General features: G+C 60.3%; 23 protein-coding genes and 1 pseudogene. 12 read left to right on the forward strand and 12 right to left on the reverse strand.

Features of this window, described 5'->3' with window-relative positions; all coding sequences use genetic code 11:
• Positions 1–2 precede the first annotated feature (2 nt).
• Together ppnN and LRO94_RS08680 are read right to left on the reverse strand one after the other, a co-directional pair.
• Entirely contained in the window at positions 3–1,376 is a 1,374-nt protein-coding gene (gene ppnN / locus LRO94_RS08675) for a nucleotide 5'-monophosphate nucleosidase PpnN (protein WP_032888871.1), read from the reverse strand.
• A gap of 148 nt (positions 1,377–1,524) precedes the next feature.
• Positions 1,525–1,623: pseudogene (locus tag LRO94_RS08680) on the reverse strand (aspartyl/asparaginyl beta-hydroxylase domain-containing protein); the annotation flags it as partial.
• Between the two features lie 192 nt (positions 1,624–1,815).
• Here LRO94_RS08680 and fabV point away from each other — a divergent pair.
• A complete protein-coding gene (gene fabV / locus LRO94_RS08685) occupies positions 1,816–3,012 on the forward strand; it encodes an enoyl-ACP reductase FabV (RefSeq protein WP_032889283.1) in 1,197 nt (398 codons plus the stop codon).
• A gap of 63 nt (positions 3,013–3,075) precedes the next feature.
• Here the strand turns inward: fabV and LRO94_RS08690 are convergent, their stop codons facing one another.
• Positions 3,076–4,245, reverse strand: coding sequence for an anthrax toxin-like adenylyl cyclase domain-containing protein (locus tag LRO94_RS08690; protein ID WP_122755762.1), 1,170 nt, complete (start codon positions 4,243–4,245; stop codon positions 3,076–3,078).
• A gap of 304 nt (positions 4,246–4,549) precedes the next feature.
• Here LRO94_RS08690 and LRO94_RS08695 point away from each other — a divergent pair, with 304 nt between their 5' ends.
• Positions 4,550–5,173, forward strand: a complete 624-nt coding sequence (locus LRO94_RS08695) for an HAD family hydrolase (protein WP_179179348.1) — start codon at positions 4,550–4,552, stop codon at positions 5,171–5,173.
• Here LRO94_RS08695 and LRO94_RS08700 read toward each other — a convergent pair.
• Positions 5,170–6,075: a LysR family transcriptional regulator gene (locus tag LRO94_RS08700; RefSeq protein ID WP_032888875.1), complete on the reverse strand. Its 906-nt coding sequence runs from the start codon at positions 6,073–6,075 to the stop codon at positions 5,170–5,172. The two genes, LRO94_RS08695 and LRO94_RS08700, sit on opposite strands and share 4 nt — an antisense overlap.
• Positions 6,076–6,171: 96 nt before the next feature.
• Here LRO94_RS08700 and LRO94_RS08705 point away from each other — a divergent pair, with 96 nt between their 5' ends.
• Positions 6,172–7,350: an acetylornithine transaminase gene (locus LRO94_RS08705; protein ID WP_179179347.1), complete on the forward strand. Its 1,179-nt coding sequence runs from the start codon at positions 6,172–6,174 to the stop codon at positions 7,348–7,350.
• Here LRO94_RS08705 and punR read toward each other — a convergent pair.
• Positions 7,322–8,245, reverse strand: coding sequence for a DNA-binding transcriptional activator PunR (punR, locus tag LRO94_RS08710; protein WP_095184183.1), 924 nt, complete (start codon positions 8,243–8,245; stop codon positions 7,322–7,324). The two genes, LRO94_RS08705 and punR, sit on opposite strands and share 29 nt — an antisense overlap.
• A 122-nt stretch (positions 8,246–8,367) precedes the next feature.
• Between punR and punC the strand changes: the two genes are divergently transcribed.
• Entirely contained in the window at positions 8,368–9,546 is a 1,179-nt protein-coding gene (gene punC / locus LRO94_RS08715) for a purine nucleoside transporter PunC (RefSeq protein ID WP_179179346.1), read from the forward strand.
• Between the two features lie 67 nt (positions 9,547–9,613).
• Here punC and LRO94_RS08720 read toward each other — a convergent pair whose 3' ends face one another.
• Positions 9,614–10,447, reverse strand: coding sequence for a hypothetical protein (locus tag LRO94_RS08720; RefSeq protein ID WP_032888882.1), 834 nt, complete (start codon positions 10,445–10,447; stop codon positions 9,614–9,616).
• A 157-nt stretch (positions 10,448–10,604) separates the two neighbouring features.
• On the opposite strand from LRO94_RS08720, the gene LRO94_RS08725 reads away from it, so the two are divergent.
• A complete protein-coding gene (locus LRO94_RS08725) occupies positions 10,605–12,107 on the forward strand; it encodes a nucleobase:cation symporter-2 family protein (RefSeq protein ID WP_122752665.1) in 1,503 nt (500 codons plus the stop codon).
• Positions 12,108–12,207: 100 nt separating this feature from the next.
• On the opposite strand, the gene LRO94_RS08730 is transcribed toward LRO94_RS08725, so the two are convergent.
• Together LRO94_RS08730 and LRO94_RS08735 are read right to left on the reverse strand one after the other, a co-directional pair.
• Positions 12,208–13,140 (reverse strand): proline iminopeptidase-family hydrolase, encoded by a 933-nt coding sequence (locus tag LRO94_RS08730; RefSeq protein ID WP_032888886.1) that lies wholly within the window; start codon positions 13,138–13,140, stop codon positions 12,208–12,210.
• 92 nt (positions 13,141–13,232) lie between these two features.
• On the reverse strand, positions 13,233–13,997 hold the full coding sequence (locus tag LRO94_RS08735) for a LuxR family transcriptional regulator (protein ID WP_032888888.1): 765 nt from the start codon (positions 13,995–13,997) through the stop codon (positions 13,233–13,235).
• A 183-nt stretch (positions 13,998–14,180) separates the two neighbouring features.
• Between LRO94_RS08735 and LRO94_RS08740 the strand changes: the two genes are divergently transcribed.
• Genes LRO94_RS08740 through LRO94_RS08765 form a run of 6 tightly spaced genes read left to right on the forward strand, consistent with a single transcriptional unit; the run spans position 14,181 to position 20,344 of the window.
• A complete protein-coding gene (locus LRO94_RS08740) occupies positions 14,181–15,068 on the forward strand; it encodes a proline iminopeptidase-family hydrolase (RefSeq protein ID WP_095184185.1) in 888 nt (295 codons plus the stop codon).
• 3 nt (positions 15,069–15,071) lie between these two features.
• Positions 15,072–16,019 (forward strand): ABC transporter permease, encoded by a 948-nt coding sequence (locus LRO94_RS08745; RefSeq protein WP_032888892.1) that lies wholly within the window; start codon positions 15,072–15,074, stop codon positions 16,017–16,019.
• The gene (locus tag LRO94_RS08750) at positions 16,016–16,873 is read left to right on the forward strand and encodes an ABC transporter permease (RefSeq protein ID WP_032888893.1); all 858 of its coding nucleotides are present in this window, start codon (positions 16,016–16,018) and stop codon (positions 16,871–16,873) included. The genes LRO94_RS08745 and LRO94_RS08750 overlap by 4 nt, the downstream gene beginning before the upstream one ends.
• Complete coding sequence (locus LRO94_RS08755; RefSeq protein ID WP_179179345.1) at positions 16,870–17,826, forward strand: ABC transporter ATP-binding protein; 957 nt, start codon at positions 16,870–16,872, stop codon at positions 17,824–17,826. Before LRO94_RS08750 ends, LRO94_RS08755 begins: the two co-directional genes overlap by 4 nt.
• The gene (locus tag LRO94_RS08760) at positions 17,823–18,794 is read left to right on the forward strand and encodes an ABC transporter ATP-binding protein (protein ID WP_122752669.1); all 972 of its coding nucleotides are present in this window, start codon (positions 17,823–17,825) and stop codon (positions 18,792–18,794) included. The genes LRO94_RS08755 and LRO94_RS08760 overlap by 4 nt, the downstream gene beginning before the upstream one ends.
• Before the next feature lie 35 nt (positions 18,795–18,829).
• Entirely contained in the window at positions 18,830–20,344 is a 1,515-nt protein-coding gene (locus LRO94_RS08765; protein ID WP_032888899.1) for an ABC transporter substrate-binding protein, read from the forward strand.
• Between the two features lie 193 nt (positions 20,345–20,537).
• Here the strand turns inward: LRO94_RS08765 and LRO94_RS08770 are convergent, their stop codons facing one another.
• The 4 genes from LRO94_RS08770 to LRO94_RS08785 all read right to left on the reverse strand — a co-directional run bounded on the left by LRO94_RS08770 (position 20,538) and on the right by LRO94_RS08785 (position 24,251).
• A complete protein-coding gene (locus LRO94_RS08770) occupies positions 20,538–21,278 on the reverse strand; it encodes a YciK family oxidoreductase (RefSeq protein ID WP_032888901.1) in 741 nt (246 codons plus the stop codon).
• 202 nt (positions 21,279–21,480) lie between these two features.
• Positions 21,481–22,152, reverse strand: coding sequence for an N-acetylmuramic acid 6-phosphate phosphatase MupP (gene mupP, locus LRO94_RS08775; protein ID WP_032888903.1), 672 nt, complete (start codon positions 22,150–22,152; stop codon positions 21,481–21,483).
• A 4-nt stretch (positions 22,153–22,156) separates the two neighbouring features.
• Positions 22,157–22,855, reverse strand: coding sequence for a bifunctional 2-polyprenyl-6-hydroxyphenol methylase/3-demethylubiquinol 3-O-methyltransferase UbiG (ubiG, locus tag LRO94_RS08780; protein WP_017734479.1), 699 nt, complete (start codon positions 22,853–22,855; stop codon positions 22,157–22,159).
• A gap of 64 nt (positions 22,856–22,919) precedes the next feature.
• Complete coding sequence (locus LRO94_RS08785; protein WP_179179344.1) at positions 22,920–24,251, reverse strand: TRZ/ATZ family hydrolase; 1,332 nt, start codon at positions 24,249–24,251, stop codon at positions 22,920–22,922.
• Between the two features lie 109 nt (positions 24,252–24,360).
• Here LRO94_RS08785 and mtnA point away from each other — a divergent pair, with 109 nt between their 5' ends.
• Positions 24,361–25,431: an S-methyl-5-thioribose-1-phosphate isomerase gene (mtnA, locus tag LRO94_RS08790; RefSeq protein WP_179179343.1), complete on the forward strand. Its 1,071-nt coding sequence runs from the start codon at positions 24,361–24,363 to the stop codon at positions 25,429–25,431.
• Positions 25,432–25,437 lie beyond the last annotated feature (6 nt).

The raw sequence follows: 25,437 nt of genomic DNA on the forward strand, positions 1-25,437 counted from the left end.
TCTCACTGCACTACGCGATAACAAGGCACGTACGCCGCACCGCCCGGCAATTTCATGCGGTGCTGGGCGACGAACGCCTGCAACAGCTCATCCAGCGGCTTCATGATGGCCGGGTCGCCGTGGATCTCGTACGGCCCATGCTCCTCGATCAAGCGGATGCCCTTGTCCTTCACGTTGCCGGCCACGATCCCCGAGAAGGCGCGGCGCAGGTTGGCCGCCAGTTCGTGGGGTGGAAGTGCGTGGCTCAGTTGCAGGCCGGCCATGTTTTCGTGGGTCGGGTCGAACGGGCGTTGGAAGCCTTCGTCGATTTTCAGTAGCCAGTTGAAGTGGAACGCGTCGTTGCGTTCGCGGCGGAATTGTTTCACCGCCTTGAGGCCGACGGTCATTTGGCGGGCCACTTCGGCCGGGTCGTCGATGATGATCTGGTAGTGCGCCTGCGCTGCTTCGCCCAGGGTGGCACCGACGAAGGCATGCAGTTGCTGCAAGTACGGCGCAGCCTGTTTCGGCCCGGTGAGAATGACCGGGAAGGGCACGTCGCGGTTGTCCGGGTGCATCAGGATGCCAAGCAGGTACAGGAACTCTTCAGCCGTGCCGGCACCGCCTGGGAAGATGATGATGCCGTGGCCGACACGCACAAAGGCCTCCAGGCGTTTTTCGATGTCCGGCAGGATCACCAGCTCGTTGACGATTGGGTTCGGCGCTTCGGCGGCGATGATGCCCGGCTCGGTCAGGCCCAGGTAGCGGCCGCCGGTGATGCGTTGCTTGGCGTGGGAAATGGTCGCGCCCTTCATCGGGCCTTTCATCACGCCGGGGCCGCAACCGGTGCATACGTCGAGGCTGCGCAGGCCCAGTTCGTGGCCGACTTTCTTGGTGTATTTGTATTCTTCGGTATTGATCGAGTGCCCACCCCAGCACACCACGATCTTCGGTTCCACGCCCGGGCGCAGCGTGCGGGCGTTGCGCAACAGATGGAACACGTAGTCGGTGATGCCTTGGGAGTTGCTCAGGTCGATGCGCTGGCTGTCCAGTTCGTTCTCGGTGTAGACGATGTCGCGCAGTGCGCTGAACAACATCTCACGGGTACTGGCGATCATTTCACCATCGACAAACGCGTCGGCAGGCGCGTTCAACAGTTCCAGGCGCACGCCACGGTCCTGCTGGTGGATGCGCACTTCAAAGTCTTTGTAGGCGTCGAGGATGGTCTTGGCGTTATCGATATGCGCGCCGGTGTTGAGGATCGCCAGGGCGCACTGGCGGAACAGGGTGTAGATACTGCCGGTACCGGCTTCGCTCAGTTGCTGGACTTCACGTTGGGACAGGGTTTCGAGGCTGCCCTTGGGGCTGACGGAGGCATTGATGACTTGGCGTTGGGGCATTCTGATTCCTTGAAAGCACAGCCACCGCACCCGACGAGGCGCGATAGCTTGAGAATGGTGGGCGCCGTAAACGGTCGCACGAGCCGAATATTTACCTCAGGCGCGGGGCCCAGCGCAAATACCGTCCACCCCCATCATGCCGCAGAACTTACCGAATCAGCTTCCAGTTTTTGTAGAAAACCCGACGCAGGGTAACGGCCATCCCGCAAAACGCTGCGATCACGGCGTTGAGCAGCGACGGCATCACCGCAAAGGCGTGCGACCTTGTGCAGGCTTTACATCGTTTTCAAGCCTTGCCAGCCTTGTGTGGATTGAATTTTGTAAACGGAAGATTTACGTCTATCGTGACGCTTCGGTTTTTCAGGCGTCATAGACCGGTACGATTGAAGTTGAATGGCCACCATTGGCCTTCGGCACCTTGGAAGAGGCAGAAATTTTTATGATCATCAAACCGCGGGTTCGTGGCTTTATCTGTGTGACCGCTCACCCTGTTGGCTGTGAAGCGAACGTCAAAGAGCAGATCGACTACGTCACTAAAAACGGCGTCATCGAAGGCGGCCCCAAGAAGGTGCTGGTCCTCGGTGCTTCCACCGGCTACGGCTTGGCCGCGCGTATCAGTGCTGCGTTTGGCTGCGGCGCCGACACCCTGGGCGTGTTTTTTGAGAAAGAAGGCGAAGAAGGCAAGCTCAGCTCCGCTGGCTGGTACAACAGTGCTGCGTTCGAGAAGTTTGCCGTCGAAAAAGGCCTGTACGCCAAGAGCATCAACGGCGACGCGTTCTCTGACGAGATCAAGCGCCTGACCATCGAAACCATCAAGAAAGACCTGGGCAAGATCGACCTCGTGGTCTACAGCCTGGCGGCGCCACGCCGTACCGATCCTAAAACCGGTGAAGTCTATAACTCCACCCTCAAGCCAATTGGCAAGGCTGTGACCCTGCGCGGTATCAATACCGACAAAGGCGTTGTGGTCGACACCACCCTTGAGCCTGCAACCCAGGAAGAAATCGACGGCACCGTGAATGTCATGGGTGGCGCCGACTGGCAGCTGTGGATCGACGCCCTGCGTGATGCGGACGTGTTGGCCGAAGGCGCCAAGACCACCGCGTTCACCTACCTCGGCGAGAAGCTGACCCAGGATATCTACTGGAACGGCTCCATCGGCGAAGCCAAGAAAGACCTCGACAAGAAAGTCCTGACCCTGCGCGACAACCTGGCCGCACTGAAGGGCGACGCCCGCGTGTCGGTGCTCAAAGCCGTGGTGACCCAGGCCAGTTCGGCGATCCCGATCATGCCGTTGTACTTGTCGCTGCTGTTCCGCGTGATGAAAGAGCAGGGCACCCACGAAGGCTGCATCGAGCAGGTCTACGGTCTGTTCAAGGACAGCCTGTACGGCAGCGAGCCGAAACTCGACGCCGACGGCCGCTTGCGTGCCGATCTGGCTGAGTTGGAGCCAAAGGTCCAGGACGCCGTTGCGGCACTGTGGGATCAGGTTACTGACGAAAACGTCAACGAGATCAGCGATTTTGCCGGCTACAAGGCGGAGTTCCTGCGCTTGTTCGGCTTTGAAGTCGATGGCGTGGACTACGACGCTGACGTGAACCCGACCGTGAAGATCAACGGTCTGGTCCAGGCGTAAATGATGTGATTGACAGCGGTCTTGATAACCGGGTTATCAGGCCGCTGTCAGCTCTTTCTTGATTCAAGAAAGACGGTTTTTTGCCAGGGTAAAGTCGGACCGCCTGACAGTGGTCACTTCTTTCTCCCAGAGTGGATTCAGCGGTACGTGATAACCGCTGTCCTTGGCGGTCTTGATCAGTTCTGCCATTTCCCTACTGTCGCGGATGATGCTGATTTCATTGAATCGGCCCAGTTTTGCCGGCAGGAAAAACGTCGCCGGGTAATTGTCGGCCACTTCCGTCGCCGGGCTGCCCGAGTCCGCATTGTGATGAACCACGCGCTCTCCCTCGCCTATCAACGTTTGATTGATGAGTTCTATCATCTGCTCTATCCGCGGTGTCGCATTGCCGAGGTGGGGATCTTCTTTCTGGTAGAAGTGCGCCGCACTTTCAAAGTCTGCGCGTAGCTCTTTCGGAACCTGCTTGTAGCGCTCAACTCGATCCCTGAAGACACGGTGGGCCACGTCCGGCACGGGGAGTTTGTCCTGTGGACCAAAGTCGCTGATGTGGGGCGCGATCATGTGCAGGTCGTAATCGGCGGTCAACGGTTTGCCTTCTGATTGCTTGGCCAGCACTTCGAGGGGCTTGCCCTGATGAGTGATGAGGTAGCTGTCACTTGAAGGCGACGTGCGATGGCCTTCGAATGTATACGACTGTTGACTGGGCCCGCAGGCGCTCAACTGCAACGTGCCGTCAGGTCCATGGGCTGCCAGTTGGGTTATCTGGCCGAGCTTGAGCAGCTCATCAATGCGCTGGCCCGAGAGTTTCAGAGGGGTTGCAACTGCATGGCCTTCCTGGATGCACGCCTGGATTTGCTCATTGGCCTTGGCCACTTTGGCCGGCGTTTTTTCAGCAAATTGCTCAAGCTTGCTGAGCGCCTGATCTGTACAGATAAAACCTGCCTGGGGGCCCCAGTTGGCGCTTTTCCCTTTGATGTGGAAGTCCTTGGTGGGGTGCCCGGCTTCTATCAGGCCTGTTGCCACGGTTTCGACCGGGCGTACGCCAATGATGGAGTTGGTGATTACCGCGATGCCTTGCAAGGGGGCAAGATGGCTCGTCACGATGCCTGTTTGGTTTTTTACTTGGCCGACCAGATCGGCTGCGGGATCATTCGCGCCCTGGGCACGGTAGCTTTGCAGCGCATGAAGGCTGTGCGCGCAAGGGGAAATCACTGAGGAAATCATGCCTGTCATTGAAGTTTCTCCACGTATGTCTACTGCGAAGTTGAACGATTCCCTCCAAACGCCAGCTCCTTGAGTTGTCCGACCGACACTAAGGTGAAAGCGCCCTCAATCGCAGAGAACGAGTGTGACTGTCTGTGTGAAGTTGAACTCGCACAAGTCAGTTAAAACCGCGTACTGCCCGGGAGCTCCGCTGTTTCCCATCGCCGGGCCTGGTCGAATTCTCAGAGCGTTCCTACTCGCTCTTACACGCTCTTGCAGGTCGCAGGCATGCCAGACTGTGATGGTTATGTCGTTTCACACACGGGAGGACCCCATGACGATTCGCGCAGTAGTGTTTGATTTCGGCGGTGTGTTGTTCGATTGGAACCCGCAACACCTGTACCGCAAGCTGATTGCCGATGATGATGAGCGGCAATGGTTTCTCGAGAATATCTGCACCCAGGCCTGGAACACCGAGCAGGACGCGGGTCGGCCGCTGGCCGAAGCCACGCACGTTCTGGTCAATCAATTCCCACACCACAAAAACCTGATCACGGCGTACTACGACCGCTGGCATGAAATGCTGCGTGGTCCGTTGCCCGAAGGCGTGGCGATTCTCAGGGCGCTGCATGCCGCCAACATGCCCTTGTTTGGGCTTACCAACTGGTCAGCCGAAACCTTTCCCTATGCCCGTGCCCACTATCCATTCCTGCAGTGTTTTCGCGACATCGTGGTGTCTGGCGAGTTGAAGCTGATCAAGCCCGATCCGGCGATCTACCACGCCAGCCTCAGTCAAGTTCGTGCCCATTTGCCGGATATCCAGCCAGGAGAAGTCGTATTTATCGATGATGTTGCCGGCAATATCGACGCGGCCATCGTCCTCGGCTGGCAAGGCATTCACCATGTGTCAGCCGAACAGACGGCGGCTCGGCTGCGGGAGTTGGGTGTGGGCTTCTAGCGCGCCCATTTCTCCATGGCGAAATCGACAAAGGCGCGCAGCTTTGGCAGGCGATAGCGGTCCTGGCCGTACAGCAAGTGCATGGGACGGCTGGGCAGTTGGTAAGTGGTCAGCAACGCCACCAGCTTGCCGCTCTGCAGGTCGGGCTGTACCAGGGCGTCGGGCAGCATGACGATGCCCATGCCTTGCACTGCCGCCTGGCGCAGGGCTTGGGAGCTGTTGATGGTCAGCGAACCGGACACCGGGATTTCCAATTCGCCCTCTGCGCCGGTCATGCGCCAGAGCTTGTCGGCATTGCGCCAGTCGTCGGTGGATGGGTAGGCGAAGGCCAGGCAGTCGTGGTGCTGCAGGTCTACAGGCGTCTGTGGCGTGCCACGCCGTTCCAGGTATTGCGGTGAGGCGCACAGGGTGATGGTGTAGTCCTGCATGGGGCGGGCGATCAGGCTCGACGGCTCCAGTTCGCCCAGGCGGATCGCCACGTCAAAGCCGCTGTCGACCATGTCCATACGCTGATTGCTGAGTACCACGTACAGTTTGATCAGCGGGTAGCGTTGCGAGAATTCGCTCAAGGCCGGCGCCAGGCGTTCGGTGCCGAAGGCGGGTGGCGCGGTGATGCGCAGGGTGCCTTTGGGAACGTCACTGTGGGCCTGTTCTGCCAATTGTTCGGAGTCGGCGACCAGTCCCAGCACTTCCAGGCAGCGCTGGTAATACTGGCCACCGAATTCCGTCAGGCTCTGCTTGCGCGTGGTGCGCTTGAGCAGGCTGACGCCCAGGCGTTGCTCCAAGGCGCGCAAATGGTTACCGACCATCGTGGTCGACATCCCACAGGCCTGTGCCGCAGCGGTCATGCTGCCGGTCTCCACCACTTTCACGTACACCGACATTGCCTGGAACAGGTCCATTATCAATTCCTGATTTAAAGTCATTGCAGGAAAGCACAGTTTATCCAGCTGAGGTGGCTAACGATACTTCCATCACCACAACCGGAGCCTGCCACCATGACCGCCGCCTGCCTGATGACCACCTACCAACCCTTGGCCTTGAGTTTTACCCGTGGCCTGGGCACACGCCTATGGGATCAGCAGGGCCGTGAATACCTGGACGCGGTAGCGGGTGTGGCGGTGACCAATGTCGGCCACTCCCATCCGAAACTGGTGATGGCTATCAGCGAGCAAGCTGGCCTGTTGCTGCATACCTCCAACCTCTACAGCATTGATTGGCAGCAACGGCTGGCCCAGCGCTTGACGCAACTGTCCGGCCTGGACCGCGTTTTTTTCAACAACTCCGGCGCCGAAGCCAACGAGACCGCGCTGAAACTGGCGCGGTTGCATGGTTGGAAAAAAGGCATCGAAGAGCCGTTGGTGGTGGTCATGGAGAATGCCTTCCACGGCCGCACGCTTGGCACCATGGCCGCCAGTGATGGGCCGTCGGTGCGCCTTGGTTTTCAGCGCTTGCCGGGGGATTTTCTCAAGGTCCGGTTTGGTGATCTGGCGGCCATCGAAGCACTCACCAAAACGTTTGGTACGCGGATCGCGGCGGTCTTGCTGGAGCCGATCCAGGGCGAAAGCGGCGTGCTGCCGGCGCCGCCGGGTTACCTGCAAGCGCTGCGCGATCACTGCACGCGCCACGGTTGGCTGATGATGCTGGATGAAATCCAGACCGGCATCGGCCGTACCGGCGCCTGGTTTGCTTTCCAGCATGAAGGCATCCTGCCGGACGTGATGACCTTGGCCAAAGGCCTGGGCAACGGTGTGCCCATCGGCGCCTGCCTTGCAAGGGCGGCGGTGGCCCAGTTATTCACGCCGGGCAGCCACGGCAGCACTTTCGGCGGCAACCCGCTGGCGTGTCGGGTGGGCTGCACCGTGTTGGACATTATCGAAGAGCAAGGCCTGTTGCAGAACGCTGCGCAGCAGGGCGAGCGCTTGCTGGCGCGGTTGCGGATGGAATTGGACGAACACCCGCACGTAATGGCGATTCGCGGGCAAGGCTTGATGATCGGCATCGAGCTGACCAGCCCTTACCGCGAACTGGCCCAGCGCGCTGCCCAGGAGCATGGGCTACTGATCAATGTGACGCGGGGTAAGGTCATTCGCCTGTTGCCGCCGTTGACCCTGGATGCCAAGGAGGTCGAAATGATCGTGCGAGCCATCACCCGTTTATTGGATCAGGCCCATTGAGCCATTCCTGGTTCATTGTCTCTTTATCCCCCAGATACTCCAGCAGCCACGCCATGGCCGGGGACAGTTTGTTCTGTGCCCAGGCCACGCACGACGGGCTGGCGGGGAAGGGCCGGGTCAATTGCAGCGCCACCAGTTCACCGCGTTCGATCCACGGCAACACCTGATGCGCTGGCGCCATGCCGACGCACAGACCATCACGCAGGCAATCGATGGCGGACGCCCAGTTCGGCACCACCAGCCGACGTTGGTTATCCAGCGTCCAGGTGTCGCGCTTGGGGAGGTTGCGTGAAGTGTCGGTCATGCACAGTGATGCGAACGGGCGCAGTTGGTCATCGCTGAGCAGCCCTTGCACCGCCGCCAGTGGATGCTTGGCGCTGACCACACACAACCAGTTCAACAACCCCATGTCGCGAAAGGTGAAGTGACTGGCCACTGGCACCGCGCTGGTGGCGCCGATCACAATGTCGGTGCGCTCATCGGCCAGGGCGTCCCACACGCCGTTGTACACCTCGTATTCCAGCAACAATTCCACCTCGGGGAACTGTCGATAAAAATCCAGCACCAACTGCCGGCAACGCTGGGGTTTGACGATGGAGTCCACGGCCACCTTCAACTGACCACTCCAACCGTTCGCCACTTGCTGACACAGACGCCGCGTGCCGAGCATTTTTTTCATCACACCTCGGGCTTCGTCTATAAATAGACGGCCCGCCGGGGTCAGCTCTACGTCGCGATGGCGCCGCACAAACAGTGGCACTGCCAACCATTCTTCCAGTTGACGCACCGTGTAGCTGATGGCCGACGGCACGCGGTGCAATTCCTGGGCGGCAGCGCTGAAACTGCCATGGCGTGCCACCGCATCGACTACATCCAGGGAGTATTCAGACCACATGGTGACTGCCTTCAAAATTATTGATAAGAGTGTCCAATTATTATCGCTTCACACAAAATCTGTCAGCCTCATAATGGCCGCCAGTCAGCAAATAGTTTGATGGCAAGATCTACAAGGCTTCAATGAAAAATTCTTTTGGTTTTACCTGGTACCTGGCGGGGCTGAGCATGCTCGGTTATCTGGCCATGGATATGTACTTGCCGGCGTTCGGCGCCATGGGCGAGCAGTTGCAGATTGGCGCTGGCGCGGTGGGGGCCAGCTTGAGTATTTTCCTCGCCGGCTTTGCGCTGGGGCAGTTGCTGTGGGGCCCGTTGTCCGATCGCCTGGGGCGCAAGCCGATCTTGCTCGCAGGCTTGAGTCTGTTTGTGCTGGGCTGCGCCGGAATGTTCTGGGTCGAGACCGCGTCTCAACTGCTGGCCTTGCGCTTTATGCAGGCCATTGGCGTGTGCTCCGCTGCTGTGAGCTGGCAGGCGCTGGTCATCGATCGCTACCCGGCCGACAAGGCTCACCGGGTGTTCGCCAGCATCATGCCGCTGATGTCGCTGTCGCCTGCCCTGGCGCCGCTGTTGGGCGCGATGGTGCTGAACCACTTCGGTTGGCAGGCGATCTTTGGGGTCTTGCTGGGCGTATCACTGCTGTTGCTGCTGCCGACCTTGTTCCTGCGCAGCGTGCCGAAACGGCAGACAGAAACTCCGACACGCCTCGGTTATGGGCAGTTGCTCACTTCCCGGGTGTTCACCGGCAACGTGATGATCTTCGCTGCCTGCTCCGCCAGTTTCTTTGCCTGGCTGACGGCTTCGCCGTTCATCCTTGGCGACATGGGCTACAGCCCGAATGACATCGGCCTGAGTTACGTGTTGCCGACACTGGCGTTTCTGGTGGGCGGCTACAGCTGCCGCAGCGCCTTGCAGCGTTTCCAGGGCAAGACGCTGTTGCCTTGGTTACTGGCGGCCTACTGCATCAGCATGGTGGCGCTGTATCTGGTTGCGACCATGACCGTGCCGACCCTCACCACCTTGCTGATTCCGTTCTGCCTGATGGCGTTGGTCAACGGTGCGAGTTATCCGATCGTGGTGGCGAATGCACTGATGCCGTTTGCGGAAAATTCCGGCAAGGCGGCCGCGTTGCAAAACACCTTGCAACTGGGCCTGTGTTTTCTCAGCAGCCTGCTGGTGTCTTCGATGATCGACCAACCGCTGCTGATCACCGTGATCGTGATGCTGGCGACCGCGCCACTTGCGGTGTTGGGCTACTGGCTGGCGCGGCCGAAGCACACGGCTTCGAAGCTGTCGCGCGTTTAGGCTGACAGTGCGATCACTGTGAGAGGGGGCAAGCCCCTCCCACATTTTGACTCGGCTGGGTCAGTGGCTAAAACGTGATCTCCATATTCACCGTCGGTGTTGACGTGCGGCTACCCCGGCCGCCGTCCACACCGAATTTGTTGTGCCAGTACTCGTAACCCACGCCGAGGTACAGGTTCGGCTTTACGCTCTTACCCGGTCGTACCGCCACCATCAACGCGGTGCGCATCAAGGCTTCCGGCGCAGTGTCACGGCCATGGTAGTCCTCGCCTTTTTCCCCGACGTAATTGATAAAACCCTGGAATTTTGCCGCGTGGTTGGCGATTTCGAATGGGCGCATCCAAGTCAGGTTAAGCATGTAGGTGTCGTCGAAGGTGTGGTTCGACTCCTGCGCGCCGGGGATGCCGGTGTGATTCTTTTCCTTGTAGTACATCAGGCTCAGGTCCAGCACGCCCACGGTGTTGAACTTCAAGGTCGGGCCGAGCACCAGCGCACGCTTTTTGGCCGAGGCGAAGTTGTTGTTGCGGTTGGCATCAAAGCCCAAGGTCAGCGCGTAATCCTTGATCAGCCCGGTGCCCAGCGGCACATCAAATACGCGTGAGGCGTACAGCTGATGCCGATACACGGCGTACACCTCGCTGCCACCGTGATCAGTGCCCTTGCGCGGGTCGCGGCTGTCGGACAGGAACACATCCAGGTTCAGGAAATTGCTGCCGTACTGGTAGCCGCTGGCATGGGTGAAGCTGTAGATGCGCTTGCTGAATTCATCGGGGTTGTTCGGGTTGGTGAACTGCTGGCCGTAGCGAAAGCCTACGCTGTTGTTCATCCATTCCACCGCGACAGCCTCCCCGCCGCCGAGAAGGGTGAGTGCAACGGTGGCGCCCTGTAATACCTTTTTCATGGTCCTGGTCCTTTGGCGTTCTGGCTCATCACGGCCGGATTGTTTTTGTAACGCCGGCGGAGGGTATCTTGTTCGATTGATTGTATACAACTCTATGGACATCTAGTCCTAACATTGCATACAGTGGCCGCACAACAAAAACAGAGAACCCCTCACCATGACTATCCCGAAGGCGTCACCGCAGCGGCCAGAAGATGAGAATCTCGGCGTCGCCGCCAACATGGCTTACGGCCTGCAGCATGTGCTCACCATGTACGGCGGCATCGTCGCGGTACCGTTGATCGTCGGTCAGGCGGCCGGGTTGTCACCGGCAGATATTGGTCTGCTGATCGCCGCGTCGCTGTTCGCTGGTGGCTTGGCCACCCTGTTGCAAACCCTTGGCCTGCCGTTCTTTGGCTGTCAGTTGCCGCTGGTGCAGGGCGTGTCATTTGCCGGTGTGGCAACCATGGTGGCGATTGTCGGCAGCGACGGCGCTGGCGGGGTGCCGGCGATTCTTGGGGCGGTGATGGCCGCGTCGTTTATCGGGCTACTGATCACGCCCGTGTTCTCGCGGATTACCAAGTTCTTCCCGCCGTTGGTGACTGGCATCGTGATCACCACCATCGGCCTGACGCTGATGCCCGTGGCGGCGCGCTGGGCCATGGGGGGTAACAGCCGCGCCGCGGATTTCGGCAGCATGCCCAATATCGGCCTGGCGGCGTTGACCTTGGTATTGGTGCTGCTATTGAGCAAGATTGGCAGCGCAACCATCTCGCGCCTGTCGATCCTGTTGGCGATGGTCATCGGCACGGTGATTGCGGTGTTCCTCGGCATGGCGGACTTTTCCGGCGTGACCCAGGGCCCGATGTTTGGTTTCCCTACGCCCTTCCATTTCGGCATGCCGACCTTCCACATCGCGGCGATCATTTCCATGTGCATCGTGGTGATGGTGACCCTGGTGGAAACCTCGGCCGACATTTTGGCCGTGGGCGAGATCATCGACACCAAAGTCGACTCCAAACGCCTCGGTAATGGCCTGCGCGCCGACATGCTGTCGAGTATGTTCGCGCCGATCTTCGGTTCGTTCACCCAGAGTGCGTTCGCCCAGAACGTCGGCCTGGTGGCGGTGACCGGGGTGAAGAGTCGCTTCGTGGTTGCCACCGGTGGCCTGTTCCTGGTGATCCTTGGCCTGCTGCCATTTATGGGGCGGGTGATCGCCGCGGTGCCCACCTCGGTGCTGGGCGGTGCCGGGATTGTGCTGTTCGGCACCGTGGCGGCCAGTGGTATTCGCACCCTGTCGAAAGTGGATTACCGCAACAACATGAACCTGATCATCGTCGCCACCTCCATCGGTTTTGGCATGATTCCGATTGCAGCGCCGAGTTTCTACGATCAATTCCCTAGCTGGTTTGCGACCATTTTCCACTCGGGCATCAGCTCGTCGGCGATCATGGCGATCCTGCTGAACCTGGCGTTTAACCACTTCACGGCGGGCAATTCGGATCAGCAGTCGGTGTTCGTGGCGGGGACCGAGCGCAGTTTGTGCTTCCACGATGTCGCGGCGTTGCGGGATGGAGATTACTTCAGGGGCGGCAAGTTGTTTGATGCCGAGGGCAAGGAGATTCCGCTGGTAGCGGAGGTGCCCAGGAAAACGGCGCAGCCTGAAACCACAGAGGTCTGAAAATGTGGGAGGGGGCTTGCTCCCGATAGCAGGGTGTCAGCCACAGTAGTCGTGGCTGACCCAGCGCTATCGGGAGCAAGCCCCCTCCCACATTTGGAACTCAGCCAGCCTTGCGGACGGGGTGCGGCACTGAACAGGCCTCATCCAAAAACTTCACCACGGTCCCCATGCAGGCCTGGCGTTCTTCTACGTGTGGCATGTGGCTGGAGTCTTCGAACAGCGCCCAGCGTACATCCGCGATTTCATCCAGAAACGGCTTGACCACCAGTGGGGTGGCCTCGTCATGTCGGCCCGAGATCACCAGGGTCGGCACCTTGATCGCCGAGAGGCGGCCAATGGATTTCCAGTCCTTCAGACTGCCAATCACGTGGAACTCGGTCGGGCCGCTCATGGCGTGATAAACCGTAGGGTCTGAATCGACCTGGGCGAAAGTGCGCGCCACTTCCTCCGGCCAGGGGTTCACGCGGCATACGTGCTGGTCATAGAACACCCGCGAGGCGGCGAGGTATTCCGGGTCTTGATAGGTGCCAGCGGCTTCGTGCTTGAGCAGGGTTTCGTGCACGCCTTCCGGCAGCAATTGGCGCAGGCGATTGGCCTCGCTGACCCAAGTGCGCATGCAGGTCGGGGAGTTGGCCGGGATGAACGCGCGCAAACCCTTGGGTTGCAAGATTGCATGTTCACTGCCGAGCATGCCGCCCCAGGACTGGCCGAGGATCGCGTAGTTGTCGCTGATCTGCAGGTGATCCAGCAGGTTATCCAGTTCTTTGAGGAACAAGTCGACGGTCCAGAAGGACGGATCTTTCTCAGGTAAATGCGTGGAGCGGCCATTGCCCAGTTGGTCGTAGTGGATGACCGCGTGGCCGCTGGCTGCGACGTCCTTGAAGGCGTCGACATAATCATGGGTACAGCCGGGGCCGCCGTGGATGACGACCAGTGGTGTACGGCCGCTGGACAGGTCGCCAGTGACGCGATACCAGGTCTGGTAGGCGCCAAAGGCCGCATACCCTTCGCGAATTTTTTCGATGAATTCCATTTCGTACCCTGCTCTGAAAAAAGGCTCAGGGACACGATAGTCTGCGCGCGAAATTTAGGTAACTAGCAAAACAGCTAGGTTTTGCCGATGGATCAGTCTTCCAGCAGGCGGTAATGGGTAGCCCGAACCACCGCCTGGACTCGGTTTTTGGCGCCCAGCTTGTGCATCGCCGAAGCCAGGTGCAGCGTGACCACCGCCAGCGAACGGCTCAACTGCGTGGCGATTTCAGCAGCGGTCAGGCCTTCGGCGGCCCATTTCAGGCACTCGCGTTCGCGTTTGGTCAGGTGAATATGGGGGTAGGTGCGCAGTTCCTTGCTGAACAGCGGGTAGGCTGCTTCCTGCAACGCATGGGAAATCACACTGAAATCCGACAAAGTTTGCTGCGCGTCCTGCAGCACCGTGTGCGCGCTACCGATACGCAGGCCGGTCAGCGAAGCAAAGCCACCACGGGGCAGGTGGATCGGTACGCTGACGCCGCAGGTCAGCTGCTGGTCATGCAGGTAGGATGAAACTGGCGCGTGGCACGGATCGATGATTTTTTGCAGTGGGGTGTCGGCCTTGGCTTCGTAGGACCATACGAAAGGCGATACCGTGCTCAGGGCCAGGTGTTGCACCGGGTCGATCTGGTAAAACCCTTTGCTGCACCATAATGCGTGCCAGTCGGGTGGTGTATTGCGCAGTTCCAGCACCGAGGGGGTGATCAATGCGCCGTCCTGGTCGATCGGCACGGGGGAGTAGTCGTACACCAGCGCATCGAAGCCTAACTGTTGAGCGAGGATAAACGCGTTGTCCATCTGCTCATCCAGGCTCCTGCCCGGCATCAGACGATTGTTGAAGGCAGTCAGCTTGGTCAGCATCCGTTCTGCTCCCGAATTCATTTGAATCTCGACATGCGGCAAGTAGAATGCCACGCCCCGGCGAAGGACTGCCAGGCCAAACCTATAAGAACTACTAGGTTATGGACGCGCGGCATCCTCGGTAGTGTTGGCCTGACAAGCGGCCGCTACTCGCCAGGCCGATACAACACAAGGAATGTATGCATGTGGCGTGAAATTGCCCCCGACCAGCAGTACAACGTGCAAGTCGACGGCCATAACCTCGTGGTCTACAGCTTTGGCGAAGGCGATGAGGTGCTGTTGTGCCTCAACGGCGGGCCAGGCCTGCCGTGTGACTACTTGCGCGACGCCCATGGCTGGCTCAAAGAGCATAACCTGCGAGTGGTTGCATTCGACCAGCTTGGAACGGGGGCATCAGCCAGACCGACCGATGTTTCCCTGTGGGAAATACGCCGTTATGTCGAAGAAGTCGAATCCGTGCGCCAGGCACTGGGGCTGGGCCGTGTGCACTTGCTCGGGCATTCATGGGGCGGCTGGCTGGGCATCGAATACGCCATCCATTATCCCGACGCGCTGAAAAGCCTGATCCTGGAAAACACTGTCGGCGACATTCCGCACCTGTCCCAGGAGCTGGAGCGCCTGCGCGGCGCCTTAGGCAGCGAAACCGTGGCCATGATGCAGCGCCATGAAGCCATGGGCACTCTCGATCACCCGCAGTACCAGGCCGCGATCACCTTGCTCAACTATCGCCACGTGTGCCGTCTGGACGAATGGCCCGAGCCGGTCAAACGCTCCCTCGGCGACTGGAACATGGGCCCCTACGAAACCATGCAGGGCCCTAACGAATTCCTCTATGTCGGCAACCTCAAGGACTGGAACCGCATCCCCGAGATGGCCGATTTCAAGATGCCGATCTTGATCACCACCGGCCAGCACGACGAACTCACCCCGGCCTGTGCCATGCGCATGAAGATGGCGGCCAGACACGCCGAACTGCACGTATTCCCCAACAGCAGCCATATGCCGTTCTACGAAGAACCCCAGGCGTATTTCCCGGTGCTGCTGGACTTTCTTGCTCGCCACCGAGGCTGACGGATGAACTTGGCGCGCTACCGTTTTGTGCTGTCCCGGCCGCTGCAATTGCTGCCGGTGCTGTTTGGCATCAGCCTGATTACCTTTGTGCTGGTGCGCTCGATCCCCGGCGACCCGGCGCGTGCGTTGCTCGGCTCGCGCAGTACACCGGACGCGTTGCTGAAAATCCGCGCCCAGTACGGCCTCGATCAGCCGTTGTGGCTGCAATATTTCTATTTTCTGAAGAACCTCCTGAAGGGCGACCTCGGTCAATCGCTGCTGTACAAGGTCGACGCGCTGAAGCTGATCGTCACCCGTATCGAGCCGACCCTGGTGCTGGTACTCGGCAGCGTGGTGCTGGCGCTGCTGATCGCGGTGCCCCTGGCAACCTGGGCTGCGCGCAATAAAGGCGGCTGGGCCGACAACCTGATCCGCGTGTTCACCACGGTGGGCCTGGGCATGCCGGCGTTCTGGCTGGGCTTGATGCTGATCCTGCTGCTGAGTGTGAAATGGGGCTTGTTCCCGGTGTCCGGCTACGGTCGCACCTGGCTGGACAAGGCACACCATATGGTCCTGCCGTGCCTGACTATTGCCCTGGCGCTGTCGGCAGTACTGGTGCGCAACCTGCGGGCGAGCATGTTGATGGAGTTGCAGGCGGACCATGTTACCGCCGCCCGTGCGCGCGGACTTTCCGAAGCCGCCGTGTTTCGCCGCCATGTGTTGCCCAATTCCCTGGTGCCAGCGGTCAACCTGCTGGCAGTGAATATCGGTTGGCTGATCAGCGGCACGGTGGTCATCGAAAGCCTGTTCGCCATTCCTGGCATCGGTCAGTTATTGGTGCGCGGCATCTTTACCCGCGACTACATGGTGGTTCAGGGCGTGGCCATGGTGTTGGCCTGCGCGACGGTGGTGGTCAACTTCATCGCGGATGTGGCGACCGTCGCCCTCGACCCGCGGGTGAAAATGCAATGAGCAGCCGCCCGCTGATTGCCCCATGGCGCTTGCGCCTGCGCTTTGGTTTTCGCAATGGCCGGCTGACGGCCGCGTGGGGGCTATTGATACTGTTGGTGTGGTTGACCCTGGCGCTGTTTGCGCCATGGATCGCGCCTTTTGATCCGATTGCACAGAACACCGATATCAGTTTGATCGGTCCCAGCCTGGCCCATCCATTCGGCACCGATAACTACGGTCGTGACATTCTGTCCAGGGTCATCTGGGGCGCACGTATTGACCTGCAGTTGGCCATCATCGGGGTCATTTTCCCCTTCATGATCGGCACCTTTATGGGCGCGGTCTCGGGTTACATCGGCGGTCGTTTCGACAGTTTCTGCATGCGTGTGATCGATGTGATCCTGGCGTTCCCGTTCCTGGTGCTGATGCTGGCGATCATGGCCATCCTCGGCCCGGGCCTGAAGAGCTTTTACATCGCCATGGCGCTGGTGGGTTGGGTCTCGTATGCGAGGCTGATCCGTTCGCAGATCCTGGTGCTCAAGGAAAGCGACTTTGCCCTGGCCGCCAAGAGCCTGGGTTTTGGTCATGGGCGCATCCTGTTCCGGCATTTGCTGCCGAATGCGATGTTTGGCTCGATTGTGTTTTCCATGTCCGATGCGGTGCTGGTGCTGCTCAACGGTGCCGCCGTGAGCTACCTGGGCCTTGGGGTGCAACCGCCGACCGCCGAATGGGGGACGATGGTCGCCGAAGGGCAGGCGTTTATTACCACGGCCTGGTGGATCTGCACCTTTCCGGGGTTGGCCATCGTGACCCTGGCCATGGGTTTCAGCCTGTTGGCTGATGGGGTGGCGCAAGTGTTAGGGGATCGGTCATGAGTCTGCTTCAGGTACGAGACCTCAGCGTAATCGCCAATAACGCGGGGCGCGATGTCACCTTGGTCGACCGCGTCTCCTTCGACCTGGCCGAAGGCGAAATCCTTGGTTTGGTGGGCGAAAGCGGCTCGGGCAAGACCATGGCCTGCCGAGGCCTGATGCGGCTGCTGCCGTCGCCTGATCTGCGCGTGCAGGGCGGTGCCGTGTGCCTGGCCGGTCAGGATCTGCTGTCACTGGATGACGCGGGCATGCGTGCGATACGCGGCGGGCAATTGGGCATGATTTTCCAGAACCCCAGCAGCCACCTCGACCCGCTGATGCGCATCGGCGAGCAGATCGCCGAGGGTATTCGCCTGCACCAGGGCGCGTCGAAAAAAGACGCCCGACGACACGCCGTCGACGTACTGCGCCAAGTGGGTATTCCCGATCCACAGGCGCGCGTCGACAACTATCCTCACGAGTTTTCCGGCGGCATGCGCCAGCGCGCCATGATCGCCGTGGCCTTGGGCTGCAACCCAAGGGTACTGATCGCCGACGAGCCGACCACCGCCCTGGATGTGACCGTCCAGGCGCAAATCCTGCGTCTGTTGTTGGACCTGCGCGACCAGCGTGGCTTGTCGATCATCATGATCACCCACGACTTGGGCGTGGTGGCGCAAACCTGCGATTCCATCGCGGTGATGTACGCGGGGCGCCTGTGCGAACACGGCAGTAAGTACGACCTGCTGGCCCATCCGCAACATCCGTACACCGCTGGCCTGATTGACTGCCAGCCGGCCCACAGCAGTGGCCACGCCTTGTTGCGCACCATTCCCGGCCAGCCGCCGTTGCTGGATGCCTTGCCCGGCGGCTGCCGCTTCAATCCGCGCTGCCCGCAGGTCGGTGCCTTATGTACCGAGGTGCTGCCAGAAGGTGCCCGCGTAGCCTGTCACTATCCGCTGGGAGCGCGACCATGAGCCTGTTGCAGATCAAGGATCTGGAGGTGCGCTTTGCGGCGTCCGGCAGCGGTTTTTTTGGCCTGAACACGCAGTGGGTGAGGGCGGTGAACGGTGTGTCGCTGAACCTGGCGGCCGGCGAAACCCTCGGGTTGGTGGGCGAGTCCGGCAGCGGTAAAAGCACCCTTGGCCGGGCGATCCTGCACCTCAACCCGATCAGCGCCGGGCAGGTGTTGTTCGATGGTATCGACATGGCCCACGGCAGCGCGATCGACATCGCGCGTTTGCGCCATGAAACGGCAATGATCTTTCAGGATCCCTACGCCGCGTTGAACCCGCGCCAGACCATCGGCGAAACCATCGCCGAGGTGCTGCGGGTGCAGCGCAAAGTTCCGGCAGAGCGCATCCCGGCGCGCGTCAACGAACTGCTTGAGCTGGTCGGCTTGCGCCCCGAACTGGCCAGTCGAAAACCCGGCTCCCTCAGTGGCGGTCAATGCCAGCGCGTCGGCATTGCTCGCGCCTTGGCGGTGGAGCCGCGCCTGATCATCGCCGATGAGTGCGTGGCCGCGCTGGATGTGTCGATCCAGGGGCAGATCATCAATCTGCTGTTGGAACTGCAACAGCGCATGAACCTGGCCATCCTGTTTATCGCCCATGACTTGGCCATCGTGCGGCGCCTGTGCGACCGCGTGGCGGTGATGTACTTGGGCAAGATTGTCGAGGAAGGGCCCGTTGAGGCAGTGTTCAGCGCGCCGCGTCATCCCTATACGGCGGCGTTGATCCAGGCGATTCCGGAGATCGATCCGCATCGGCCATTGCCTGCAGAACCTTTGCCCGGTGAGCCACCGAGCCCACTGAATTTGCCCACCGGCTGCGCCTTTCACCCACGTTGCCGGTATGCGCGCGCCATGTGTTCCGTGGCGTCGCCGCCTACTCATTTCCTGCACGAGCATCGATACAGTTGCGTGCTTGAATCACCTTTGCTTTGACCCTTCCCTGCCATTCATGAACAAGGAGTTATGACATGCAATCCCGTCACTTGAAGTTGCTCGCCGCCGCTACGCTTACGGCTTGGTCGCTGACCGCTGGTTTGGCCCAGGCCGCTGGCGTCCTGACTATTGGCTGCCGTGAAGACAGCACCACGTTCGACCCGATCAAAAGCGCGCAAAACCGCGACACGTGGGTGTTCGCCAACGTCTACGACACCCTGGTGCGCGTGGATAACCTGGGCACCAAGATGGAACCGGGCCTGGCCGAAAGCTGGGACATTTCCAAGGATGGCCTGACTTACACCTTCAAACTGCGCGATGCGAAATTCTCTGACGGCTCGCCGATCACCGCTGAAGATGCGGCGTTCAGCCTGCTGCGCATCCGCGATAACAAAGCCTCGCTGTGGGCGGACCCTTTCAACCTGATCAACACGGCCAACGCCGCCGACCCGAAAACCCTGGTCGTCACCTTGAAGACGCCTGCCGTGGCGTTCCTCTCGCAACTGGCCTCCCCGACGGTTTCGATCCTGTCGGAAAAAGCCATGACCAAGATGGGCGAAGACGCCTACTCGGAAAACCCGGTGACATCCGGCGCGTTTACCGTGGAGGAGTGGCGCAAGGGCGATCGGGTGATCCTGAAGAAGAACCCGAACTTCTGGCAGGCCAAGAATGTGAGCCTGGATGGCGTGGAGTGGGTCTCGGTGACCGACGACAACACGCGCATGCGCATGGTGCAGAACAACGAGCTGGACACGGCGATCTTCGTGCCGTTCTCCCGGGTTGAAGAGCTGAAGAAAGACAAGAACGTGGTGATCCACGCCGACCCTTCCACCCGTGAAGATCACCTGTTGATCAACCACGCCCATGGCCTGCTGGCCAAACCGGAAGTCCGTCAGGCGCTGGACATGGCCATCGACAAACAATCGCTGGTCAAGACCGCCACCTACGGTCAGGGCACCGTGGCCTATTCCTACATTCCAAAAGGTTCGCTGTACCACTACGCCAACAACCTGCAACGCCCGTACGACCCGGCCGAAGCCAAGAAATTACTGGCTGCTGCCGGTGCCAAGGACTTGAAGCTGAACTACGTGGTCAACGCCGGCAATGAGGCTGACGAGCAGATCGCGGTGATCATCAAGGACCAGTTGGCCAAAGTCGGCGTCACCGCTAACCTGCAGAAGGTAGACCCGACTCAAAGCTGGCAGATGCTGGTGGACGGTGAGTACGATATTTCCGTGATGTACTGGACCAACGACATCCTCGACCCGGACCAGAAGACCACCTTTGTGCTGGGCCACGACACCAACCAGAACTACATGACCCGCTACAAGAACGACAAGGTCAAGGACCTGGTGGCTGCGGCGCGGATTGAGGCGGACCCGGTCAAGCGTGAGCAGATGTATGTCGAGCTGCAAAAACTGGCGAAACAGGATGTGAACTGGATCGACTTGTACTACAGCCCCTACATCAACATCTCACGCAAGAACGTGAGCAATTTCCTGCAAAACCCGCTGGGGCGCTTCACCCTTGAGGAAGTGGTGAAGAACTAAGTAAACCCAATGTGGGGCGAGACCTGTGATGAGCGGGCTTGCCCCGCGCTGGGCTGCGAAGCAGCCCCAGTACAGCCAGCGCGATCTGACAGAGAGATCGCGCTGGCAGGTTTTGGGGCCGCTTCGCAGTCCCGCGCGGGGCAAGCCCGCTCACTACAAAAGCCAACTCACACAGCGAGTTGGGTGTCAGATGTTACTGCGCATCAAACGCCTGCCCATTGATGCCGGCACTGTCCGGCCCCATCAGGTACAGGTACACCGGCATGATCTCTTCCGGCGCAGGCCTTTCCATCGGGTTCTCCCCCGGATACGCCTGGGCCCGCATGCTGGTACGAGTGCCGCCAGGGTTGATGCTGTTGGCCCGCACCGCTGCCACATCTTCAAGCTCATCCGCCAAGGTCTGCATCAAGCCTTCAGTGGCAAACTTCGACACCCCATAAGCGCCCCAATACGCGCGGCCCTTGCGGCCTACGCTGCTGGAGGTGAACACCACCGACGCATCCTGGGACAGCTTGAGCAGCGGCAACAAGGTGCTGGTGAGCATGAACATTGCGTTGACGTTGATGTGCATCACCCGCATGAAGTTCTCACCGGAGAGCTGCTCGATGGGCGTGCGCGGGCCGATGATCGAGGCGTTGTGCAGCAGGCCGTCGAGGTGGCCGAATTCTTTTTCGATCATGGCTGCCAGCTCATCGTATTGATGGGGCAGGGCGGTCTCCAGGTTGAATGGGATCACCACTGGCTGCGGGTTGCCGGCCGCTTCGATTTCGTCGTAGACCTGGGCCAGATTGGCTTCGGTTTTGCCTAACAACAGCACGGTAGCGCCATGGGCGGCATAGGTTTTTGCCGCCGCCGCGCCAATCCCGCGACCGGCGCCGGTCACCAGGATGACCCGGTCTTTGAGCAGTTCTGGACGTGCAGAGTAATCAAACATAAAAAGCCTCGACAGAATTCAGCAGGTTACAAACAGCGAGCTGGAAAACACTGAAGATCCCCTGTGGGAGGGGCTTGCCCCCGATAGTGGTGTATCAGTCAGCAAATGCAGTGACTGACACACTGCAATCGGGGGCAAGTCGAATCGTCGAACCGCCCCTCCCACATTTGGATCTTTATCAATCACTAAGGCCGGTGAGCCATCAGCAGCTGCACAGTGCGTTATCCAGCACCTTGCGCAGTTCCAGTGGGTGATCCACCACTACATCTGCGCCCCAGTGGCGTGGGTTGTCGTCCGGGTGGATATAGCCGTAGCTGACCGCCGCCGTGCGTGTGCCGGCATCGCGGCCGGACTCGATGTCACGCAGGTCATCGCCCACGAACAACACGCTGGCCGGGTCCAGGCCGAGCATCTTGCACGCCAGGATCATCGGTTCCGGGTCCGGCTTGCTGTTTGTCACGTGGTCCGGGCAGATCAGCAGGGCCGAACGCTCGGCCAGGCCCAACTGCTGCATGATTGGTTCGGCGAAGCGTAACGGCTTGTTGGTGACGACGCCCCAGACCAGCTTGGCCTTCTCGATGTCTTCCAGAAGCTCGGCCATGCCGTCGAACAGCTTGCTGTGCACCGCGCAGTCCTTCAGGTAGCGCTCCAGGAATTCCTGGCGCAGTTCCTCAAAGCCCGGTGACTCCGGGTCCATCGAGAAAGTCACGGCGACCATCGCCCGCGCACCGCCGGAAATTTCATCGCGAATATGCTGCGGGTTGATCGGCGCCAGGTCGCGGTCGGCGCGCATGGCCTGGCAGATGGCGATGAAGTCCGGCGCGGTGTCCAGCAAGGTACCGTCCATATCGAAGAGAACCGCTCGCAACTTCACAGGCTTACTCCTCGCGCAGGGTCTGGATCATGTAGTTGACGTCAACGTCGCTGGCCAGTTTGTAGTGCTTGGTCAGCGGGTTGTAGGTCAGGCCGATGATGTCCTTGACGGTCAGCCCAGCCTGGCGGCTCCAGGCGCCCAGTTCGGACGGGCGGATGAATTTCTTGAAGTCATGGGTGCCGCGCGGCAGCAGCTTCATGATGTATTCGGCGCCAATGATCGCGAACAGGTAGGCCTTGGGGTTGCGGTTGATGGTGGAGAAGAACACCTGGCCGCCGGGCTTGACCATGCGGAAGCAGGCGCGGATCACCGAGGAGGGATCCGGTACGTGCTCAAGCATCTCAAGGCAGGTGACCACGTCGAACTGCTCGGGCATCTCTTCAGCCAGGTCTTCGGCTGTGATCTGGCGGTATTCCACGTTCACGCCGGACTCCAACTGGTGCAGTTGTGCCACGGCCAGCGGCGCTTCACCCATGTCGATCCCCATCACCGTGGCGCCGCGCTGGGCCATGGCTTCGCTGAGGATGCCGCCGCCGCAGCCGACGTCCAGCACCTTCTTGCCGGCCAGGTTGACGCGTTCGTCAATCCAGTTGACCCGCAGCGGGTTGATGTCGTGGAGGGGTTTGAACTCGCTTTCGCGGTCCCACCAGCGGTGGGCCAAGGCTTCAAACTTGGCGATTTCTGCGTGGTCGACGTTGCTCATGGTGAATCCTCTAAATCTGATAAATCGGTTTGTCGGTCCTGAACACTCAGGTTCAGAGCCAGCGTTATTCGGTGTGCCCGCTGATGCGTTTTCCCCAGGCAATGGCCGTGGCGGTCAACTGTTGTTCATCCATGCGGGTGAGTTGCCGATCGTCGAGCAACTGCTTGCCGGCGACCCAAAGGTGTTTCACGCAATCGCGCCCGGTGGCATATATAAGCTGTGAGACCGGATCGTAGATCGGTTGTTGCGCCAGCCCTGTGAGATCGAAGGCGACCATATCCGCCGCCTTGCCCACTTCCAGGGAGCCAATCTCGCTTTCCAGGCCCATGGCCCGCGCACCGTTGAGCGTAGCCATACGCAATGCGCGGTGCGCGTCCAGCGCGGTGGCCGAGCCGGCGACGGCCTTGGCCAGCATCGCAGCGGTGCGGGTTTCGCCCAACAGGTCCAGGTCATTGTTGCTGGCGGCGCCATCGGTGCCGATGGCCACATTGACCCCAGCCTGCCACAGACGCTCCACCGGGCAGAAGCCGCTGGCCAGTTTAAGGTTGGATTCCGGGCAATGGATAACGCTGGTGTTGCTTTCTACCAGCAAAGCCAGGTCGTCCTCGCTGATTTGAGTCATATGAACGGCCTGGAAGCGCGGCCCCAGTAATCCGAGGCGGCCCAAGCGTGCCAGCGGGCGTTCGCCGGTCTGTTCGACGGCTTGCTGCACCTCGAAGGCGGTTTCGTGCACGTGCATATGGATCGCGGCGTCCAGCTCTTCGGCGATCACCCGAATCTTTTCAAGGTTGGCATCGCACACGGTATAGGGCGCGTGGGGGCCGAACGTAATCTTGATGCGCGGGTGGTGCTTGAGGTCGCCGAACAGCTCGATGCCCTGTCGGATCGCCTCATCGGCGGTACTGGCGCCGGGAATCGGGAAGTCGAGGATCGGAATCGCGATCTGTGCACGCATGCCGCTGTTGTGCACGCAATCGCTGGCGACCTTGGGGTAGAAGTACATGTCGGAGAAGCAAGTGATGCCGCCCTTGAGTTGCTCGGCGATGGCCAGGTCGGTGCCATCACGCACGAAGGCTTCATCGACCCACTTGGCTTCGGCGGGCCAGATGTGTTTTTCCAGCCAGGTCATCAAGGGCAGGTCATCGGCCAGGCCGCGAAACAGGCTCATCGCCGCGTGCCCGTGGGCGTTGATCAGGCCTGGGCTGAGCAGCATCCCCGGCAGTTCGCGCACCTCTGTGGCTGACAGCTTCAAGGCGGCGGCCCGCGGCCCGATAAAGGCAATGTGCCCATCGCGGATGCCCACGCCATGTTCCTTGAGCACCACGCCAGCAGGTTCGACAGGTACCAGCCAGGTTGGCAGTAGCAGTAAGTCGAGCGGGGCGGCAGTGGAGGTCATCGCAGGCTTCTTCCCGGGCAGCTATAAAAGAAGCGCGAAGTATACCCGAGCGTCCTGGCTGGCGGATCGCTATAATCGGCGGCTTTTGTTCATGAGTGCGGAGTAAGGGATGCGCGACCGACTGTTGGCAGCGGAGAAAGTGAAGGCCATCGATTGGCGTGATGGCACGCTGCACCTGCTCGATCAGCGTGCCTTGCCGTCCCAGGAAAACTGGGTGGCCTGCTCCACGGTCGACGACGTGGCTGCCGCCATTCGCGCCATGGTGGTACGTGGTGCGCCGGCCATCGGTATCAGTGCGGCCTATGGCTTGGTTCTGGCCGCCCGTGATCGTATCGCCGAGGGCGAAGACTGGCAGGCTGCGTGGGAGGAAGATTACGCGCTGCTGGCCGATACTCGTCCCACAGCGTCGAACCTGTTCTGGGCCCTCAAGCGCATGCGCGATCGCCTGGATCGCATCAAGATGCACGCCGATCCGCTGACCGTCCTGGAAGCAGAGGCCATCGCGATCCATGAAAGTGACCGCGAAGCCAACCTTGTGATGGCGCAGTTGGGCGTTGAGCGGATTCGCAAGCACCAGGGCAACGCCCAGGCGATCCTGACCCACGGCAATGCCGGCGCGTTGGCGACGGGCGGTGTCGGCACGGCCCTCGGGGTTGTGCGTGCGGCCTTCTTGGAAGGCTTGGTTGAACACGTCTATGCCAATGAAACCCGGCCCTGGCTGCAAGGTTCGCGGCTGACGGCATGGGAGTTGGCGGGCGAGGGCATCCCTGTCACGGTCAATGCCGACTCGGCGGGCGCGCATATCCTCAAGACCAAAGGCGTGACCTGGGTGATCGTCGGGGCTGACTGTATTGCGGCCAATGGAGATGTGGTCAGCACGATCGGCACATACCAGTTGGCGGTGTGTGCCATGCATCACGGCGTGCGGTTTATGGTGGTGGCGCCGAGTTCGACCTTGGATCTGATGATGGCCACTGGCGAAGATGTTGCGTTGGAAGAGCGCGATCCCGGTGAGCTGCTGGAGGTCAACGGGAAGCGCCTGGAGGTTAATGCGTTTAACCCGGTATTTGATGTGACTCCGGCCGACCTGATTGATGTGATTGTGACTGAGAAGGGCGTGGTTGAGCGGCCGGATACGGCGAAATTGGCCAAGCTGATGTGCCGTAAGCGGCTGCATTGAGGGCTG

The organism is Pseudomonas sivasensis (genome assembly GCF_021391435.1).
Classification (GTDB): domain Bacteria; phylum Pseudomonadota; class Gammaproteobacteria; order Pseudomonadales; family Pseudomonadaceae; genus Aquipseudomonas; species Aquipseudomonas sivasensis.

Coding starts and splice junctions, on each gene's coding strand:
- LRO94_RS08765 (WP_032888899.1), top strand. CDS start 18,830: ATGCAATCCCGTCACTTGAAGTTGCTCGCCGCCGCTACGCTTACGGCT.
- LRO94_RS08785 (WP_179179344.1), bottom strand. CDS start 24,251: ATGACCTCCACTGCCGCCCCGCTCGACTTACTGCTACTGCCAACCTGG.
- LRO94_RS08695 (WP_179179348.1), top strand. CDS start 4,550: ATGACGATTCGCGCAGTAGTGTTTGATTTCGGCGGTGTGTTGTTCGAT.
- LRO94_RS08745 (WP_032888892.1), top strand. CDS start 15,072: ATGAACTTGGCGCGCTACCGTTTTGTGCTGTCCCGGCCGCTGCAATTG.
- punC (WP_179179346.1), top strand. CDS start 8,368: ATGAAAAATTCTTTTGGTTTTACCTGGTACCTGGCGGGGCTGAGCATG.
- LRO94_RS08725 (WP_122752665.1), top strand. CDS start 10,605: ATGACTATCCCGAAGGCGTCACCGCAGCGGCCAGAAGATGAGAATCTC.
- ubiG (WP_017734479.1), bottom strand. CDS start 22,855: ATGAGCAACGTCGACCACGCAGAAATCGCCAAGTTTGAAGCCTTGGCC.
- LRO94_RS08770 (WP_032888901.1), bottom strand. CDS start 21,278: ATGTTTGATTACTCTGCACGTCCAGAACTGCTCAAAGACCGGGTCATC.
- LRO94_RS08720 (WP_032888882.1), bottom strand. CDS start 10,447: ATGAAAAAGGTATTACAGGGCGCCACCGTTGCACTCACCCTTCTCGGC.
- LRO94_RS08700 (WP_032888875.1), bottom strand. CDS start 6,075: ATGGACCTGTTCCAGGCAATGTCGGTGTACGTGAAAGTGGTGGAGACC.
- fabV (WP_032889283.1), top strand. CDS start 1,816: ATGATCATCAAACCGCGGGTTCGTGGCTTTATCTGTGTGACCGCTCAC.
- LRO94_RS08760 (WP_122752669.1), top strand. CDS start 17,823: ATGAGCCTGTTGCAGATCAAGGATCTGGAGGTGCGCTTTGCGGCGTCC.
- LRO94_RS08730 (WP_032888886.1), bottom strand. CDS start 13,140: ATGGAATTCATCGAAAAAATTCGCGAAGGGTATGCGGCCTTTGGCGCC.
- LRO94_RS08750 (WP_032888893.1), top strand. CDS start 16,016: ATGAGCAGCCGCCCGCTGATTGCCCCATGGCGCTTGCGCCTGCGCTTT.
- punR (WP_095184183.1), bottom strand. CDS start 8,245: ATGTGGTCTGAATACTCCCTGGATGTAGTCGATGCGGTGGCACGCCAT.
- LRO94_RS08705 (WP_179179347.1), top strand. CDS start 6,172: ATGACCGCCGCCTGCCTGATGACCACCTACCAACCCTTGGCCTTGAGT.
- LRO94_RS08735 (WP_032888888.1), bottom strand. CDS start 13,997: ATGCTGACCAAGCTGACTGCCTTCAACAATCGTCTGATGCCGGGCAGG.
- mtnA (WP_179179343.1), top strand. CDS start 24,361: ATGCGCGACCGACTGTTGGCAGCGGAGAAAGTGAAGGCCATCGATTGG.
- LRO94_RS08755 (WP_179179345.1), top strand. CDS start 16,870: ATGAGTCTGCTTCAGGTACGAGACCTCAGCGTAATCGCCAATAACGCG.
- LRO94_RS08740 (WP_095184185.1), top strand. CDS start 14,181: ATGTGGCGTGAAATTGCCCCCGACCAGCAGTACAACGTGCAAGTCGAC.
- LRO94_RS08690 (WP_122755762.1), bottom strand. CDS start 4,245: ATGACAGGCATGATTTCCTCAGTGATTTCCCCTTGCGCGCACAGCCTT.
- ppnN (WP_032888871.1), bottom strand. CDS start 1,376: ATGCCCCAACGCCAAGTCATCAATGCCTCCGTCAGCCCCAAGGGCAGC.